This window comes from Rugosibacter aromaticivorans (assembly GCF_000934545.1).
GTDB classification, from domain to species: Bacteria; Pseudomonadota; Gammaproteobacteria; order Burkholderiales; family Rhodocyclaceae; genus Rugosibacter; species Rugosibacter aromaticivorans.
The window spans coordinates 2,176,247-2,193,009 of record NZ_CP010554.1; the positions used below are offsets into that span (position 1 = coordinate 2,176,247).

Consider the following 16,763-nt stretch of genomic DNA (forward strand, 5'->3'; position numbering starts at 1 on the left):
ATATCTTAAGGTTTTATTATCCACGCCCTCGCTGTCTCATTTGTAAATAAAACCGACACAATAAACCACACCGCAATAACGGATTCTCATTGGACTCCCGACAGCAGCAAAAATATGTCGGAGTCAAACGACCGGACTCAGTTTCCGTCCCTCGGCGACCATCAGAAAAATGCAGGAAGAACCGCCGGATAACTCAATCAGGATTCAACCTGGATAAAAATGTCCAAAGCAACAACAAGATGTAATAAACAGTCAACTTCCGTTTGACAGGATGACGTAAGGCTTGTAGCATTCGCGGCCTTTGACGTGGGGTCGGTAGCTCAGTCGGTAGAGCAGCGGACTTTTAATCCGTTGGTCGCGAGTTCGAATCTCGCCCGACCCACCATATTCATAATATACTGCCGACCCGTTTCAATGCAGTTTTCGGGTTGTTAGCTCAGTTGGTAGAGCAGCGGACTCTTAATCCGTAGGTCGAGTGTTCGAGCCACTCACAACCCACCAGTATTTTGACGGCTTCCCCTGCTGGAAGCCGTTTTTCATTGGTCTCATTGGCCTGTTGATCACCGTATAATGGCCATTCTGCTCCACCTCTTCACTTATTCCCTTATTTAGGAACGCCGATGGCAAAACCCAATTACTCTTTCGAAAAACGGCAACGTGATTTGGCCAAAAAACAGAAAAAAGAGGAAAAGCGCCTGCGAAAACAGGGGGGACCAGATACCCCAGAACCAACTGATAGAGCAGAACAACCCTCTGCAGAGCTACCGACCCAGGCGATAGACAGCGAGGCTACCTAGAAAATTAGGTTCTTCGAGGATGAGGCGGCCACTTTCATCCAGCACTTGTCGCTCGCGAATAACCAGCTGCATTTTGGCGCACAGTGACTCAAAATCGAGCAGTGTAAAAAATCGTAGATTGGGCGTATCAAACCACTCGTAAGGCAGATCTTCGGAAACCGGCATACGGCCACGCATCACCGCCATGCGGTTTTTCCAGTAGGCAAAATTAGGGAAACTCACCACGGCCTCGCGACCGACACGCAGCATCTCAGTCAGGAGTCGCTCTGTATGACGCACTGTCTGTAACGTGCGCGACAGCACCACGTGATTAAACGTTCCGTCGTCAAAGCCTGCCAAGCCTTGCTCCAGATCCCCCTGAATAACATTGATGCCCTGCGCAATGGCCGCCTGCACGCCAGCCTCTTCTCGCTCAATGCCATAGCCATAGGCGCCCCGCTCTTCGATCAGGCGCTTCAATAACGAACCATCCCCGCAGCCCAGATCGAGCACACGTTCATTGGGCTTCACCCAGCTGGCAATCAGATCAAAATCAGCACGTTCGGCAGTGTGTATCACAGGGTTATCCGTTGAAGATAAGAGGCTACGACAGCATGGTAATACGCATCTTCCATGAGAAAAGAATCGTGCCCATGGGCGCAGTTGCTTTCAGCATAGGCAACAGATTGTCCGTTATGTACCAGCGCATGCACAATCTCGCGCGATCGAAAGGGCGCAAACCGCCAATCCGTGGAGAAAGCGATCACCAAGAAACTCGCTCGAGCAGGTGCTAGCGCAGTAGCCAGTTGTCCGTCGTACGCTAACGCAGGATCAAAATAATCTAATGCCCTGGTCATGCGTAAATAAGTATTCGCATCAAACAGACCGGCAAACTTATCGCCCTGGTAGCGCAAATAAGATTCGATCTCGAACTCCACATCAAAGCTATAACTCCCCGCACCAGGGCGCTGACGGCGGCCGAATTTTTCAGCCATCTGGTCATCCGACAAATACGTGATATGGCCCAGCATGCGAGCCAACCGCAAGCCGTTTAGCGGGCGCACGTGGTGCGCATAATAATTGCCGCCATGAAAATCCGGGTCGCTCAAAATAGCCTGACGCGCAATTTCATTGAACGCAATGTTTTCCGCCGAGAGTTTGGCTGCAGCAGCAATCACCAAACTATGCCTTACGCGCTCAGGAAAGCTCAGCGTCCACTGCAGCGCCTGCATGCCGCCTAAGCTGCCGCCAATCACCGCCGCCCAGGCATCAATGCCCAGAATATCTGCCAGGCGTGCTTGGGCTTCCACCCAGTCTTCAACAGTCACCACAGGGAAGTCGGCGCCCCAGTGTTTGCCTGTTGCGGGGTTGACGCTAGCCGGGCCAGTCGAGCCATGACACCCCCCCAGATTATTCACGCCAACGATGAAAAAACGGTCCGTATCCAGCGGGCGGCCAGGGCCGATAATGTTGTCCCACCAGCCGATGTTTTCCGTTTGATCCGCATAATATCCCGCCACATGATGATGGCCAGAGAGGGCATGACAAACAAGAATCGCGTTGGATTTGGCAGCGTTTAACGTGCCATATGTTTCATACACCAGATCAAAGACGGGCAGCAGCGCACCGCTTTTCAGCATCAGGGGTGAGGAAAAATGGGCCTGCTGGGGAAAGACTATCCCGACACTCATCGTCGTTACCTTAAGTCACCTTACAGCCGCGCCATCAGCTCGGCAATTTTTTCCGGCTCATCGACTTTTAACAAGCGCGATACCTGTGGGGCCAAAAGGGCTGTATCTGCTTTCAACACTTGTTGTTTGACCTCCAGCAACTGTGCCGAATGCATGGAGAATTGACGCAACCCCATGCCGAGTAATAAACGCGTTAATTTGGGGTCGCCCGCCATTTCGCCACACACAGAAACCGGCAACCCTGCGCGTGCACCTGCATGCAAGGTTTTGAGAATGAGTTGCAGCACGGCCGGATGAAGCGGGTCGTACAGATGAGCTACAGCCCCGTCGCTGCGATCAATGGCCAGCGTGTATTGAATCAAATCATTGGTGCCGATCGACAAAAAATCAAGATGCCGCAAAAATGGGCCAAGTACCAACGCAGCCGCAGGAATTTCTATCATGCCGCCCACTTCAATATCAGCAGAAAATTTATGGCGCGATTCGCGCAGCTGCGCTTTGGCTTCCTCGATCAAGGCCAGTGCTTGTACAATTTCCTGTGCATGCGCCAGCATGGGAATCAACAGCCGTACCCTGCCATGTTGCGAAGCCCGCAAAATCGCGCGCAACTGGGTGAGAAAAATCTGCGGCTCGGTGAGGCAAAATCGAATAGCGCGCAAACCCAGCGCAGGGTTCGGAGAAAGATGGTCTCCCGCCCGGCTTCTCAATGCGCGCGCTTCTTTGTCGGCGCCAATATCCAAAGTGCGAATCGTGACCGGCTTACCGGCAAATGCCTTCACCACATGGCGATAAGCTTCATATTGTTCGTCTTCGTCGGGCAATTCATCACGGTTCATGAAGAGAAATTCTGAACGGAACAAACCAATACCATCGGCACCGACTTCTTTAGCCCGCTCAGCATCCTGCGGTAATTCGATATTGGCATGCAGCTCGATCAACTCGCCATCCAACGTGGCGGCACGTGCCGTCTTAAGACGCATGCGCTTGTTGCGTTCTAGCTCAATGCCTGCTTTTTTGAGCCGATATTCTTCCAGCACGCGCGCATCCGGATCAACAATCAGCATGCCGCGCGTGCCATCGAGAATCAGCAAATCATTATCCTGAATCAGCGGCCGGGCATTTTGCATGCCGACCACTGCTGGAATAGCCAGGCTGCGCGCAACAATCGCCGTATGCGAGGTTGCCCCACCCATATCGGTGACAAACCCGCCCACCTTCAGATTTTTAAATTGCAGCGTATCCGCCGGAGAAAGATCATTAGCGACCAGAATCAGCTCGGCATCCACCATCGCGCGGCGACTGGTAATCTTGCGCGGTTTGTTTTGCAATACCCGCAACACACGCTCCACCACTTGCGAAATATCGTGCTTGCGCTCCCTCAGGTAAGCGTCTTCAAACGCATCGAACTGCGCGATAACTTCCTGCATCTGTTGTACCAACGCCCATTCAGCATTGCAGCGGCCATCACGAATCAATGAGCGCACGCCAGCAGTCAAATCCGGGTCAGCCAGCAACATGGCATGCAAATCGATGAATGCGGATAATTCTCCGGGGCTGCCGGCATTGTTAGCCTCTTCGCGCAAGGCCTCCAGATCGCCGGCCACGACAGCTAGCGCTGCATCAAGGCGCACCAGTTCATCGGCGACATCCCGCTCACGCAGCTGATATTGCGTCACCTCCAGCACAGCGTGTGAAATCAGATGCGCATGGCCAATGGCAATGCCCCCTGATACCGCCAGACCATGCAACGTAAAGCTCATGGCGTTTACTCGGCCTCGCCAAAACGATCAGCAATCAACTGCAATAAGCCTTGCAGCGCGTCATCTTCTTGCTCGCCGCTGGTGGTAACCATGACTTTTGACCCCTTACCTGCGGCCAGCATCATCACGCCCATGATGCTTTTAGCATTGATGCGGCGACCGCCCCGTTCCATCCAGACTTCGCACGGGAAACTACCTGCCATCTGAGTCAGCTTGGCAGAAGCGCGGGCATGCAAGCCCAATTTATTGACAATTTCAACTTCAGCTTGTGGCATATCAGTGGTCCACTATGTTGAGCACGCCATCACGCCCTCCCGCAACCGCACGGGTAATCAGCGTTTCCATGCCTTTGTCACGGTAAGTCAAAGCACGCAACAGCATCGGCAAGTTAACGCCTGCCAGCCCTTCGATACGCCCGGGCTCTAACAGCTTGGTGGCGATATTTGATGGAGTGGCACCGTAAAGGTCCGTCAGAATCAGCACGCCATCGCCGCTATCTACCAGACGCAACATATCGCGCGCCAGTGGCAGAAGATCAAGCGGGTCGTCCTGCAGCGAAACCCCGAGTTGGGCGATCTGCACCGGCCGCTTGTTCAGCACATGACAGGCGCACTGAATCAAGGATTCGCCATAGGTAGTGTGGGTGATGAGGAAAAGACCGATCATGGCCTCATTCTAGCAGTCTGTCACTGTGGATTGGCGTGCGCAGCCGTTGGCTCAGATGTGGGCCCGGGCGCCTCCATCTTGAGGCGCGCGCGCATCGCGGGCGTGGCACTCACCGACCCATCAGCGCCGACTTTTAGCGCGGTGGCTACGCCAAGTTTTTGTGCCTGACGCAACCAATCCTTACCAGCGATGAACAGCGGTTTGGACAGCGCGTCCGAACGCATGCCCGCCGCCGCGTCCGGTGCAATCAATACCGTCACAGCCTGTGTACCATCCGCCGGGCGGCCTGTGCGCGGATCAAGCAAATGACAATACCGTCGGCCTCCCACTTCGAAATAACGGTGATAGTCGCCCGAAGTGCCAATCGCCTCGCCATCCCGCAATTCAAGACTGGCGAGCACTCCGCCGCCCACTTGCGCGGGACGCGGATGCTGGATGCCGACACGCCAGGGCGTGCCGTTTTTTGTGCCCAGCGCCATGACATTGCCACCAATGTTGATCAGCGCATCGTGGATGCCGGCCTGACGCAGGATAACCGCCGCACGGTCAAGCGCCACGCCTTTCAGATAGCCGCCGAAATCAAGCGCCACGGCGGTGTTGCGGCTGGTGACACGCTGCCCGTCCACATGCAAATCGGCGATGGACGGCCGCTGCATCAGCAGTGTCTTGACGGCCGAGTCATCCGGCAGATGCGGCACGATCTCATCGGTTTGAAAACCCCACAGGGCAATCAGGCGACCAATGCCGGGGTCAAACAGATAATCGCTGGCCGCCGCAATGGCCTGGGTTTCACGAATGAATGCGGCAAGTTCGGGCGACACATCATGGTATTGGCCGGCAGCGATCGCCGCATTCAGCGCTGAAAGTTCGGACGGTTGCCAGGCATGGTAGGTACGATGCAGACGGTCAAATTCCGCCAGCACCCGATTACCCGCCGCGCGGGCCTGTGCTTCGGGCACACCGGCGATCAACAATTCAACACGGGTACCGAAAACAAAGGACTCCTGCCGCCACGGTGCGGCCGGCCCGCAGCCCGCAAGGAGCACCGCAGTACAAATCGCAGCGCACACCGCACAACGAGCGAACAACCGTATCAGGTGCGTGCGCACTCCCGCTCCAGCGCGTCAAGCAGCATGCCCGCCACATCGAATCCGGTTTGTTGCGCGATTTCGACAAAGCAGGTGGGACTGGTGACATTCACCTCGGTCAGGTTGTCGCCAATCACATCGAGCCCGACGATCAAGAGCCCGCGCGCCCATAAAGTCGGCGCTAGCGACACGGCGATTTCACGGTCGCGCGCGCTCAACGGCCGCGCCACGCCCGTGCCACCAGCGGCCAGATTGCCACGCGATTCGCCCGCCTTGGGAATGCGCGCCAGGCAATACGGCACAGGCTCGCCAGCAATCAGCAGAATGCGTTTATCGCCTTCGCGAATAGTGGGCAGATAGCGCTGCGCCATGATGCTGCGCGCGCCAAACTGGGTGAGTATTTCAACAATCACGTTGCGGTTGGGATCCGCCCGCCGCACATGAAAAATACTGCTGCCGCCCATGCCGTCGAGCGGCTTGAGTATCGCCTCGCCGAGTTCGTCAATGAAGGCATGAATATCAGCCGGATCACGCGCGATAAGCGTCGTCGGCGCAAATTCGGCGAACTCGGTAATGGCGACTTTTTCGGAATGATCGCGAATCGCGCGCGGGCGATTGAAGATGCGCGCACCCTCGGCCTCGGCCCGCTCCAGCAGCCAGGTGGCGGCGATATATTCAAAATCGAAGGGCGGGTCCTGACGCATCAATACCGCAGCAAAGGCGGTCAGTGGCAGGCAGCTCTGTTCGATCGCCGAGAACCATTGCGCCTCATCATCCGTCGGCATGATTCTCACCGCATGCGCCACTGTTCTGCCATCGCGCCAATGCAGCACTTCACGCTGTATGGTCCACACCTCATGGCCTCGCTTTGCCGCCGCGCGCATCATCGCAATGCTGGAATCTTTATAGGTTTTCAGGCCAGCCAGCGGGTCAACAATGAAGGCGATCTTCATGCTGCCTCCACCGGTGCGGCACGTTCGAGTTCGATCGACGCGGCCAGCAACGCCAGCCGCGCCACCACGCCGTAGGCATAAAACCGGTTGGCTGGCGCATCGGATTCCATACGCGCATCGGGTAATGAACACGCTGTGGCAAACGCCAGTGGTTTGAAATGCATGCCTGGCGCATTGAGATTTTCGTCGGTGCCGCGTGACGCATTGACGCGATAAAAACCGCCGACGACATAGCGATCAATCATGTACACCACGGGTTCCGCCGTGCCTTCGTCAACCCGCTCAACCGTAGGCACCCCTTCCTGAATAATCACATCCGTAACTTGCAGACCTTCTTTGACCACCGCCATCTTGTTGCGCTGTTTACGGTTAAGCTGTCTGACTTCGCTGGCATCCTTTACCGTCATGATGCCCATGCCATAGGTGCCGGCATCGGCCTTGACAATCACAAAGGGTTCATCGGCAATGCCATATTCCTTGTATTTGACCCGCATGCGACCAAGCAGCTTATCAACATTACTGGCCAGGCACTCTTCGCCCACACGTTCATGAAAATTAATTTCGCCACACACTTCAAAACCCGGATCAATCAACCAAGGGTCGATGCCTAATTCGCTCGCGAAAGATTGCGCGACATCACGATAGGCTGCAAAGTGTGCTGATTTTCTTCGCACGTGCCAGCCTGCCCACAGTGGCGGAATGACAAACTGCTCGTTCAGGTTAAGCAGAATTTCCGGCACACCAGCCGAAAGATCATTGTTCAACAACACCGCGCACGGATCAAACCCTTCCAGCCCCAAACGACGGCCATCACTCCCGATACGCTTCAACGGCTCCAGCACGAGGCGCTGTCCATCGGGCAGATCCAGCGGCGTCGGCGCAATTATTTCTGGCAGCAATGAGCCGATGCGCACATTCAGCCCGGCATGTTGCAGAATGTTTGCCAGACGCGTCACATTCATTAGATAGAACTGATTGCGTGTGTGATTCTCGGGAATCAGCAGCAGATTTCTGGCCTCAGGACAGATTTTCTCAACCGCCGCCATGGCGGCTTGCACGCATAAAGGCAGAAAATCCGCATTGAGATTATTGAAACCACCGGGAAACAGATTGGTATCCACCGGCGCCAGCTTGTAGCCCGCATTACGCAAGTCGACCGAGGCATAAAACGGTGGCGTGTGATCCAGCCATTGCGTGCGCAACCAACGCTCAACCGTTGTTTCGTTATCCAGAAAGCGGCGCTCAAGATCAAGCAGCGGCCCCGTCAGGGCTGTAGTGAGATGCGGAACCATAATTATTTCCTTTGATCGCTGCGGGTCATAAATTTTTTTCCCGCAGACTTTTTCATATTTTATGTTGTGCGATGTTACACGAGTCGATTGGCTGCCAATTCGTTTGCAAATTCGGCTTAAAACTCAGCAGCGAACTCAGCAAAGTCTTCAGGCAACAAGGCATGTTCCAGACTGCGTTGCGAGAAAATAAAGCGCCCGTCGCAAACAAAACCCAGCTCGTGCCAATCCACTGCATTCAACCAGTCGGCCAGCTGTTGGCATTGCTGTACGGTCAGGTCGGATCGATGCGGAAATAAAGCCAGCACGGCGCCATCGTAGTTAGTGCAAGGGTGCAAAAAAAATGGCTGCGCGTTGCGTGTGCGGCCATTCACATAAATACGCGGCGCAGCGGAAACGTAGTGCCGACGCCCCCACTGCCACCAGTTCACTTCGGTGAACGTCGTCACGCGTCGTTGCAACAAGCGCGCCTTAAAGGATTCAAGATAATCCATAGGCGCTGCCCCGCAATCTGCACCCGGAAAAATCATGCGTCGCGTCTCGCCGGTTTGTGCCGTTTTTGAGCACACAAAATCCACATTGCCGAGTTCAGCATGCGTAAAAATTTCATCCGCACCCGAGACGGCGCCCACTTTGACAAAAAACACGCGCTTGAGCGGCACGGAATAAATTGCGCGAGTGAACATTAATTGCCCGTTCGCCAGCACCATGCGGCGGCCGTCGTGCAGACGGTGGCTCATGTCACCTTTTTCAAAACGCCAAATAGCGCAATTGGGCGCGGCACCAGAAAAAATTCGTGCATCGCCCAAATCTTCAAAATGAGTAATCGTGCCCTGCTCGAACAGCCAGGCGTTCAGCCGCGCGGCGCCCGTGGCTTTCAAAAAATCGCGCGGCGTGATGAAAATGATCTCGCCGCCTGTCGCGAGATGGCGCACGGATTTTTCGATGAAATGCAGATACAGATTGGCATGGCCGTCCAGCAGCCGCGAATGCAAATAGCGGCGTGTTGTCGGCGTGATGTTGCGCGCGGTGACATACGGCGGATTGCCAATGATCGTATTGAACTGCTCGTGCTCCGGATAGGCAAAAAAATCGCTATTGAGCGCGTCTGGCGGACAGTGTACCGCATCAAGTTCAATCGCCACACAACCAGGAAGACGCGCAGAAAATGCGCCGTCGCCACAGGCGGGTTCGAGCACGCGACCCGCGTTCTTGCGCAGGGACAGCATGCGCTCTACCAACGAGGATGGCGTGAATACCTGGCCGAATGTGGTGATATCGCGGGATGGTGGTGTATTCATCGCCGTATCACCATCCGCTACGGCGAGGAGAGCGTTTTTTGCTCGACCGCCTTGTAGCGCAGTGGCTTCATCAGCGCCGACTTTTGCGCCAGCGCTCTGCTTGCTCTGCACTACCTTCGGGTCGCCTGCGGGAATTTTTTGCAAAGTAGCCTGGCTTCAGAACCTAAAGATCAGAACGTACCGATCACCCACATGGGCACGCTTAAGCGCGTGCCACCGATCGCATCGTCGCGCACCCAACTGCCATCGCCACGATTATCTATCAGGTAATACGGCACGCCGTGCGGGGGCGTCACCTTCACCATGTACAGCTTGCCGTGAACTCGATATTCCTCAACCTTGTCTTCGCCGCGGCGGCTGATGGTAACCTGCGGTTCGAGTGACTCATCCACGACACCGGCCGGTGGTGGCGGCGGTTCAGGCAGCGGCTCTAGCTTAGGTGGCGGGCCTTGCGCCGCTACAGTCAGCGCAAACAATGAACAGAGTACAAATAAATAACGGCGCATGGGGTTTCCTTAAAGGGTGCAGTGCAGTGAGTTGCAGTTTATCAAAGGTTGAGCAAAAGCTCGTGCTCTTCGGGCAGATGGGCAAATCCACGCGCCTCATAGTGATCGAAAATCGCATCGAGTATGCGTTGCGGATCATCAATCACTTGAATTAAATTCATATCCTCGGCATGAATCATGCCATCGGCCACCAGCCGAGTACGCATCCAGTCAAGCAGGCCAGCCCAGAATTCACTGCCCACAAGAATGATCGGAATGCGGGGGCTCTTTCCCGTCTGAATCAGCGTGAGCGCTTCGAGCAATTCGTCCAGCGTGCCAAAGCCGCCAGGCATCACCACATAGGCGGCCGCCACTTTGACGAACATGTATTTACGCGCGAAAAAATGGCGAAAGCTTTGTGAAATATCTTGATAGTGATTCGGCTTTTGCTCGTGCGGCAACTGAATATTGAGGCCGACGGACAAACTCTTGCCCGCAAACGCACCCTTGTTGGCCGCCTCCATCACGCCGGGGCCACCACCCGAGATGACAGAAAAACCGGCATCCGAGAGCATGCGCGCAATTTTTTCGGTCAAACGATAGACTTCGGAATCCGGCGCGAGACGCGCACTGCCGAAGATCGACACCGCTGGCCGCACCGTCGCCAAACGCTCGGTCGCCTCGACAAACTCTGCCATAATGCCGAACACCCGCCAAGCCTCGCGCGAATCGCTTGTGGCCTGCGCTACGGGGGTCAGTTCAAAGCCTTCCGGCAACTTGTTTTTTGCGCTCACTTTTATTCTCCATGCCTACTTTATTACTCGTCGATGGCTCGTCTTATCTCTACCGCGCCTTTCACGCCCTGCCCGATTTGCGCAATACCGCGAATGAACCCACTGGCGCCATCCGCGGCGTGCTCTCGATGTTGCGCGTGTTGGAAGCCGACTATAAGGCAGATTACCGCGCCGTGGTGTTCGACGCCAAGGGCAAGACTTTTCGCGAAGACTGGTATCCGGAATACAAAGCACATCGCCCCGCCATGCCCGAAGATCTCGCCGCGCAGATTCCGCTGCTGCATGAATGCATCCGTGCGGCGGGCTGGCCGCTGGTGATGATCGATGGCGTCGAGGCCGACGATGTGATCGGCACGCTGGCGCATGCAGCCACGGCTGCGGCCATCGACTGCGTGATTTCGACTGGCGATAAAGACTTGGCGCAGTTGGTGAACCATCATGTCACGCTGATCAACACCATGAGCAACGAGACGCTCGATGAAGCAGGCGTGCTGGCGAAATTCGGCGTGCCACCGGAACGCATCGTCGACTATCTGACGCTGATGGGCGACGCCGTGGACGGCGTGCCGGGCGTAAACAAAGTCGGGCCGAAGACTGCGGTGAAATGGCTCACGCAATACGGCTCGCTGGACGGCGTCGTCGCCCATGCCGACCAGATCAGTGGTGTGGTGGGCGAGAACTTGCGGCAGCATCTCGACTTTTTACCGTTGGGTAAAAAGCTGGTCACTGTGGTTTGCAATCTGGATTTACCAACGACGATCACTGAGCTGACACCGCAAGTTCCTGACACTGACAAACTACGTGAGTTCTTCACGCGCCTGGAATTCAAAAGCTGGTTGCGAGAATTGGGAGCGCCACAGAAAGATGATCCCACCGTTACCACGCAAGATGCTGCGCATGTCGCCGTACCACCAGAGCCGTCCAGAGACGGACTTTTGAATCCGTCTCTGGACAAGACTTTTATCACCGAGCCCGATCGCAGCGGCTATGCATGCATTCTTGATGCCACGCAGCTCGACACCTGGCTGGCGCGGCTCGATACAGCCACGCTCGTCGCCCTGGATACCGAAACCACCAGCCTCAACCCCATGCAGGCGCAGCTGGTGGGCATTTCTTTTGCGCTGATAACTGATGGTGAACTCCAGGCCGCGTACCTGCCGCTGGGCCATGTCTACGCCGGTGCGCCGCAGCAACTGCCGCTTACCGAAACACTGGAAAAGCTGCGTCCCTGGCTGGAATCGGCACAGCATCAAAAACTTGGCCAGCATCTCAAATATGACCGGCACATCTTCGCCAATCACGGCATGCAACTCGCAGGCATCGTTGAGGACACGTTGCTCGAATCCTACGTGCTCGAATCCGACAAGCCACACGATCTTGGTTCTCTGGCCGCGCGGCATTGCGATTTGAAAACCCTGAGCTATGACGACATCACCGGCAAGGGTGCCTCGCGTATTTCCTTTGCCCAGGTCGACATCCTCCGCGCCACCGAATACGCCGCTGAAGACGCTGATGTCACTTGGCAAGTGCATCAGGTGCTACGTCCGCAACTCGCCGCGGAACCAGCACTGGAAGATTTGTATCGTGAAATGGAACTGCCCGTTGCCGAAGTATTGTTCCGCATCGAGCGCAACGGCGTGCTGATTGACGCCGCCGCACTCACCCAGCAAAGCCACGAGTTGGGCCGCAAGATGCAGACGATCGAAGAGGAAGCGCAAGCGTTGGCGGGCCAGCCTTTCAACCTCAATTCACCCAAACAACTCGCCGAAATCTTGTTCGTCCGGCAAGCCTTGCCGGTGGTCAAAAAAACACCTTCGGGCGCGCCATCGACGGATGAGGAGGTGCTGGAAAAACTCGCCGAGGATTACCCGCTGCCGAAGAAAATACTTGAGTACCGTAGCCTGGCCAAACTTAAAAACACCTATACCGACAAGCTGCCGCAAATGGTCGAACACAGCACGGGCCGCGTGCACACCAGCTTTTCGCAAGCCGTGGCGGTCACCGGGCGGCTGGCCTCCAGTGAACCCAATCTGCAAAACATTCCCATCCGCACGCCCGAAGGCCGGCGCATCCGTTCTGCCTTCATCGCCCCGCCCGGCCACCGTATCGCCAGCGCCGACTATTCGCAGATCGAGCTGCGCATCATGGCGCATTTGTCGAACGATGCCCGTCTGCTCGATGCGTTTGCCAAAGGTGAAGACGTGCACCGCGCCACAGCGGCCGAGATTTTCGGCATTACGCCCATCGAGGTAACGAGCGAACAACGTCGCGCCGCCAAAGTCATCAACTTCGGCCTGATCTACGGCATGAGCGCCTTCGGCCTCGCCCGCGAATTGAAGCTGGACCGCAGCGCAGCGGCGGCCTACATGGATCGCTATTTCGCGCGTTACCCCGGCGTGGCCCGTTACATGGAAGAAACTCGCCAGGCCGCCCGTAGCCAGGGCTATGTCGAAACCATTTTTGGCCGCCGCCTGTGGTTACCGGAAATCCGGTCGGCCAACGCGGCTCGCCGTCAAGGCGCAGAGCGCGCCGCAATCAACGCGCCGATGCAAGGCACCGCAGCTGATTTGATCAAGCGCGCGATGATCAAAGTTCAAGGCTGGCTTGAGCAGCAAAAAATGCGCACCCTGCTGATCCTGCAAGTGCATGACGAACTGGTATTGGAGGTGCCGGAAGACGAACTCGCCACTGTACGCGAAGCGCTGCCCAAACTAATGAGCGGCGTGGCCGAACTCAAGGTGCCGCTACTGATCGAAATCGGCGCTGGCGCCAATTGGGATGAAGCGCACTAAGCGCTTATTTCAGCAGGGACAATGCCCTGCGCCCTGCTGAAATAGGCTCTCAAACCACTTAAGCCGCCGACTTCATCACGAAATCAGCGCGGATTTCAGTGAATGGCACAGCGAGCTTGCCGTCCGGGGTCTTCTCCACCATGCCGACTTCGATCAATCCCATGGCGTCGTCATGTACCCGTTTTACGTCCCGGCCAAGGGCACGTGCCAGGGCACGCACGCCCATAGGGCCAGCCTTTTGCAGGCACTCGATCAGCTCCCAGCGCTTGGGAGTCAGCACGCGGAACAGTGCGGCAGGCGATTCAAAATCGAAGTGCTCTCCAGCATATTCACCACGCTTCCAGGCAGCGAGAAAGCCGGCACGCACATCGCTCAGTGCATCGTTTGCCTTGCGGATACGGATTGTTGCGTTTCTCATCGTTTCATCCTCCTCTCGTCCACGTCCTGAAAAAAATCAGCCAGCAGTTTTTCCGGGCTCTCGAAGTCATAGGCCTCCTCGATATTCTCCCCATGCCGGTGGTCGCCCTTAGGCCGCTCGTTGTCATAACCAATCACACGCTGCCCAGGAAATCCATAGAAAAGCCGATATTTGAACGGATGAGCACAGCCTGCAACCGGCTTTTCAAGCCGCCAGACCACCGCTTCGAGGATCGCGCCATCATCAAAATCAACCCGGTGCCGATAGATCAAAGCGGCTTTCATGTTGGCGATAATGCCAACAGACAACCCGGTTGTCAAGCTGTCGGCAACCGCCGCCACGCCGCCAGCGCCTCTTCCACGCTGATATCCACCACATCACAGCTTGCGGGTTGCAACAGCGCATACGGCACGGCCCACGGGTGCCAGCGAGCTGCATCGGAATTGCCGAAAAAACACACGATGGGCTTGCCCAATCCTGCCGCAATATGCATCGCACCGCCATCGGAGCAGATCACTTCGGCGCACAACGACAAGCCCGCCATCAACTCGGACAGATGATGTGTCTTAACTGCGGCAACCGGCAAATCTCCCATTTGCGCAACGAGTTCGGCAGCCTTCGCATCGTCTCCCGGATGTAGCGGATCATCCGCCGCACCGGGCGACCAGAAAAGCAAAAAACCACAGGCGTGCGCGGCATGCAGTTGCCGCGCCAGCGCGGCAAAGCGTTCCACCGGCCAGCGCTGCCTGGGCTTGCGCGCAGAAAGATGCAAGGCAATCAGCCGTCGGCCTGCCAGCGCCGCAGGTAGCGTGGCTGCGATACGCGCGGCCAATGGTTCATCGGCTATCGCCTTGCATGCCGGTGGCGTTTCCTTGATGCCATATTTCGCCAGGCAGGCAAAGCTGCGCTCCACTTCATGTGCTGAATTTGCCAAATTCACCGATGCCACCACCACATGCCGTGGCGCAACCCAGCGTGCAAAGCGCAACGCGCTGGCCTGCATCCCACCGGGAAGGATCACTTCATCAATATGCCGGCGGCGCAAATTCCAAACCAGCGCCAGCCGCTGCCACAACGCCGCCAACCGCCCCTGGCCTCGCGCACGGTGCTTGAGTTTGGTATAGGCAAACACTTCATCAATGTCGGGGTTGCCAACCAGTACCGGCGCGTTGTAACTATTCGCCAGCACACCGATCCAGGCATCGGGAAAACGCGCGCGGAGTGCGGCAAAAAGCGGTGTAGTGCACACCAGATCGCCAATGTTGTCACGGCGAATGACGAGAATTTTTCGGGGTTGGCCGGGTTGGTCCAATTTTTCGAGCGGCCCCGCGACATCATTCAAACGGTTCATTCCATGTCGCCCGCAGTTGATCATCACGCATCGATATGACCAGCAGATAACCCACCAGAAACAAAAACATCTGCAGCATATGGTCACGATTCACACTATCAATCACCATCCTGCCGATAAAACCGCTGGCGAGAAACAGCAGCCATAAACCATGCGGATTCTGATCACGAAAATAACGTACCCCACCCGTGGCGATCACACCACCCATAAACAGCAACCAAAGCATCATCGCGGGGATGCCCCCGCCAATGCCAAGATCAATCCAGCCGCTATGTGCATGACCTACATGCGCATCCACGCCTGTTTCGTGCAGCGCATGGGCAAACGCATTGCGGCCATAACCCACACCCAACGGAAGCTCCCCAATCAAGCGTAATCCGGCATGAATGAATGCCACGCGCGTGTAGGCAGACGCATCCACTGCAACACCACTTTTCATCAAAGGAAGGGGTGCGTGATCAATATCCATCCAGGCACGCTGGCCGTCAATATCCCAGCCTAACCGGGTACTTTCTGTAAACACTGGCCAGCGGCTATCACTTTGATAGCTGATTACGGCAAGACTCATCACCAGGGCCAGCAACATTGCCCCACCCAGCACGCCGCGACGCACACCTTGATGACGAACCCGGTGAATGCTGTACAACAGACTTCCCGAAACCGCGAGAAACAGCAGCCCGATAGCACCATTGCGCGCCCCAGCCAGATACAAGCTAGTCAAACTGACAGTCACCGCACCGATCACTAGCCCCCACGGCAGCTGCAAAAAGCGGCGCGCATAACACGCGCGAAACAGCAAATCCACCGTTAGGGCCGCCAGCAGCATATTCAAAATAAAACTCATCTCCAGCTTGCCGCCGGTTAATGGCACCAAGCCGCGCAGTAACTCACCATGCATCCACCAGTACGTAACCGATTGGCTCACGGCAATCATGGCTTGCAGAACCCACACGCCAATCAGCGTGGTAGTAATAATCGCACCGGACAACAGTGTTTTCTCGCGCGATGCACACGCCAGCAGAACGCCTAAACCCAAGGCCAGCAGCGCGTTCAGCCACTGGCCATTCAACTCCTTCAATGCCCACAGGGTTTGATGCGAAATGAACACCGCTTGCCACACCAGCCACAAGGTAAAGGCTGCGAGAAGGCCTAATACCCAACGATTAGCTCGCCAGACGGGTGGCAAGCTTTGCCATGAGGTTAGCCTAGCCACCCCGAGCAGAGACAAAAACAGCAACCAATAGCGCAAAGCGGGGACATCCGGCACCGACCAAACAAAGACTAGCCCTAGTACGATGGCGACAGTGAACTTTCCGATCAAGACAACTCCTCAGCTAAACCACATCGTGATAGCAACAATCGTAGTAACAATTCGGGAGTAACACTGCGCGGAGATAGA

Annotated in this window: 16 protein-coding genes and 2 tRNA genes; 3 read left to right on the forward strand and 15 right to left on the reverse strand. The window is 56.2% G+C overall.

Features of this window, described 5'->3' with window-relative positions; all coding sequences use genetic code 11:
- Nucleotides 1-309 precede the first annotated feature (309 nt).
- Nucleotides 310-385: transfer RNA gene (locus PG1C_RS10885), tRNA-Lys, on the forward strand.
- Between the two features lie 40 nt (nucleotides 386-425).
- Nucleotides 426-501 (forward strand) — tRNA-Lys (locus tag PG1C_RS10890).
- Between the two features lie 260 nt (nucleotides 502-761).
- Here PG1C_RS10890 and metW read toward each other — a convergent pair.
- From metW to PG1C_RS10945, 11 genes are all read right to left on the reverse strand, one after another.
- On the reverse strand, nucleotides 762-1,355 hold the full coding sequence (gene metW, locus PG1C_RS10895) for a methionine biosynthesis protein MetW (RefSeq protein WP_202634796.1): 594 nt from the start codon (nucleotides 1,353-1,355) through the stop codon (nucleotides 762-764).
- Nucleotides 1,352-2,467, reverse strand: a complete 1,116-nt coding sequence (metX, locus tag PG1C_RS10900) for a homoserine O-succinyltransferase MetX (RefSeq protein ID WP_202634797.1) — start codon at nucleotides 2,465-2,467, stop codon at nucleotides 1,352-1,354. Before metX ends, metW begins: the two co-directional genes overlap by 4 nt.
- Before the next feature lie 20 nt (nucleotides 2,468-2,487).
- A complete protein-coding gene (ptsP, locus tag PG1C_RS10905; RefSeq protein ID WP_202634798.1) occupies nucleotides 2,488-4,227 on the reverse strand; it encodes a phosphoenolpyruvate--protein phosphotransferase in 1,740 nt (579 codons plus the stop codon).
- Nucleotides 4,228-4,232: 5 nt separating this feature from the next.
- Nucleotides 4,233-4,502: an HPr family phosphocarrier protein gene (locus tag PG1C_RS10910; protein WP_202634799.1), complete on the reverse strand. Its 270-nt coding sequence runs from the start codon at nucleotides 4,500-4,502 to the stop codon at nucleotides 4,233-4,235.
- Nucleotide 4,503: 1 nt separating this feature from the next.
- Nucleotides 4,504-4,893 carry a PTS sugar transporter subunit IIA gene (locus tag PG1C_RS10915; RefSeq protein ID WP_202634800.1) on the reverse strand — a complete coding sequence of 130 codons (390 nt, stop codon included), beginning with the start codon at nucleotides 4,891-4,893 and terminating at the stop codon, nucleotides 4,504-4,506.
- 20 nt (nucleotides 4,894-4,913) lie between these two features.
- Nucleotides 4,914-6,002 (reverse strand): FAD:protein FMN transferase, encoded by a 1,089-nt coding sequence (locus PG1C_RS10920; protein ID WP_237218160.1) that lies wholly within the window; start codon nucleotides 6,000-6,002, stop codon nucleotides 4,914-4,916.
- Nucleotides 5,987-6,934, reverse strand: coding sequence for a glutathione synthase (gshB, locus tag PG1C_RS10925; protein WP_202634801.1), 948 nt, complete (start codon nucleotides 6,932-6,934; stop codon nucleotides 5,987-5,989). The genes PG1C_RS10920 and gshB overlap by 16 nt, the downstream gene beginning before the upstream one ends.
- The gene (gene gshA / locus PG1C_RS10930) at nucleotides 6,931-8,226 is read right to left on the reverse strand and encodes a glutamate--cysteine ligase (protein ID WP_202634802.1); all 1,296 of its coding nucleotides are present in this window, start codon (nucleotides 8,224-8,226) and stop codon (nucleotides 6,931-6,933) included. The genes gshB and gshA overlap by 4 nt, the downstream gene beginning before the upstream one ends.
- A gap of 116 nt (nucleotides 8,227-8,342) precedes the next feature.
- Nucleotides 8,343-9,668: a class I SAM-dependent methyltransferase gene (locus tag PG1C_RS10935; RefSeq protein ID WP_284431756.1), complete on the reverse strand. Its 1,326-nt coding sequence runs from the start codon at nucleotides 9,666-9,668 to the stop codon at nucleotides 8,343-8,345.
- Nucleotides 9,669-9,694: 26 nt separating this feature from the next.
- Nucleotides 9,695-10,030 (reverse strand): DUF2782 domain-containing protein, encoded by a 336-nt coding sequence (locus PG1C_RS10940; protein WP_202634803.1) that lies wholly within the window; start codon nucleotides 10,028-10,030, stop codon nucleotides 9,695-9,697.
- 41 nt (nucleotides 10,031-10,071) lie between these two features.
- A complete protein-coding gene (locus tag PG1C_RS10945; protein WP_202634804.1) occupies nucleotides 10,072-10,803 on the reverse strand; it encodes an LOG family protein in 732 nt (243 codons plus the stop codon).
- 11 nt (nucleotides 10,804-10,814) lie between these two features.
- Between PG1C_RS10945 and polA the strand changes: the two genes are divergently transcribed.
- Nucleotides 10,815-13,595 (forward strand): DNA polymerase I, encoded by a 2,781-nt coding sequence (polA, locus tag PG1C_RS10950; RefSeq protein WP_202634805.1) that lies wholly within the window; start codon nucleotides 10,815-10,817, stop codon nucleotides 13,593-13,595.
- Nucleotides 13,596-13,653: 58 nt separating this feature from the next.
- Here the strand turns inward: polA and PG1C_RS10955 are convergent, their stop codons facing one another.
- From PG1C_RS10955 to PG1C_RS10970, 4 genes are read right to left on the reverse strand one after another with little or no spacing between them, the layout of a single operon-like run.
- Nucleotides 13,654-14,013, reverse strand: coding sequence for an HVO_A0114 family putative DNA-binding protein (locus tag PG1C_RS10955; protein WP_202634806.1), 360 nt, complete (start codon nucleotides 14,011-14,013; stop codon nucleotides 13,654-13,656).
- Nucleotides 14,010-14,354 carry a toxin-antitoxin system TumE family protein gene (locus PG1C_RS10960; protein ID WP_237218161.1) on the reverse strand — a complete coding sequence of 115 codons (345 nt, stop codon included), beginning with the start codon at nucleotides 14,352-14,354 and terminating at the stop codon, nucleotides 14,010-14,012. The genes PG1C_RS10955 and PG1C_RS10960 overlap by 4 nt, the downstream gene beginning before the upstream one ends.
- Nucleotides 14,330-15,364, reverse strand: coding sequence for a glycosyltransferase family 9 protein (locus PG1C_RS10965; RefSeq protein ID WP_202634807.1), 1,035 nt, complete (start codon nucleotides 15,362-15,364; stop codon nucleotides 14,330-14,332). The genes PG1C_RS10960 and PG1C_RS10965 overlap by 25 nt, the downstream gene beginning before the upstream one ends.
- Nucleotides 15,348-16,685 (reverse strand): O-antigen ligase family protein, encoded by a 1,338-nt coding sequence (locus PG1C_RS10970; protein WP_202634808.1) that lies wholly within the window; start codon nucleotides 16,683-16,685, stop codon nucleotides 15,348-15,350. Before PG1C_RS10970 ends, PG1C_RS10965 begins: the two co-directional genes overlap by 17 nt.
- Between the last annotated feature and the right edge of the window lie 78 nt (nucleotides 16,686-16,763).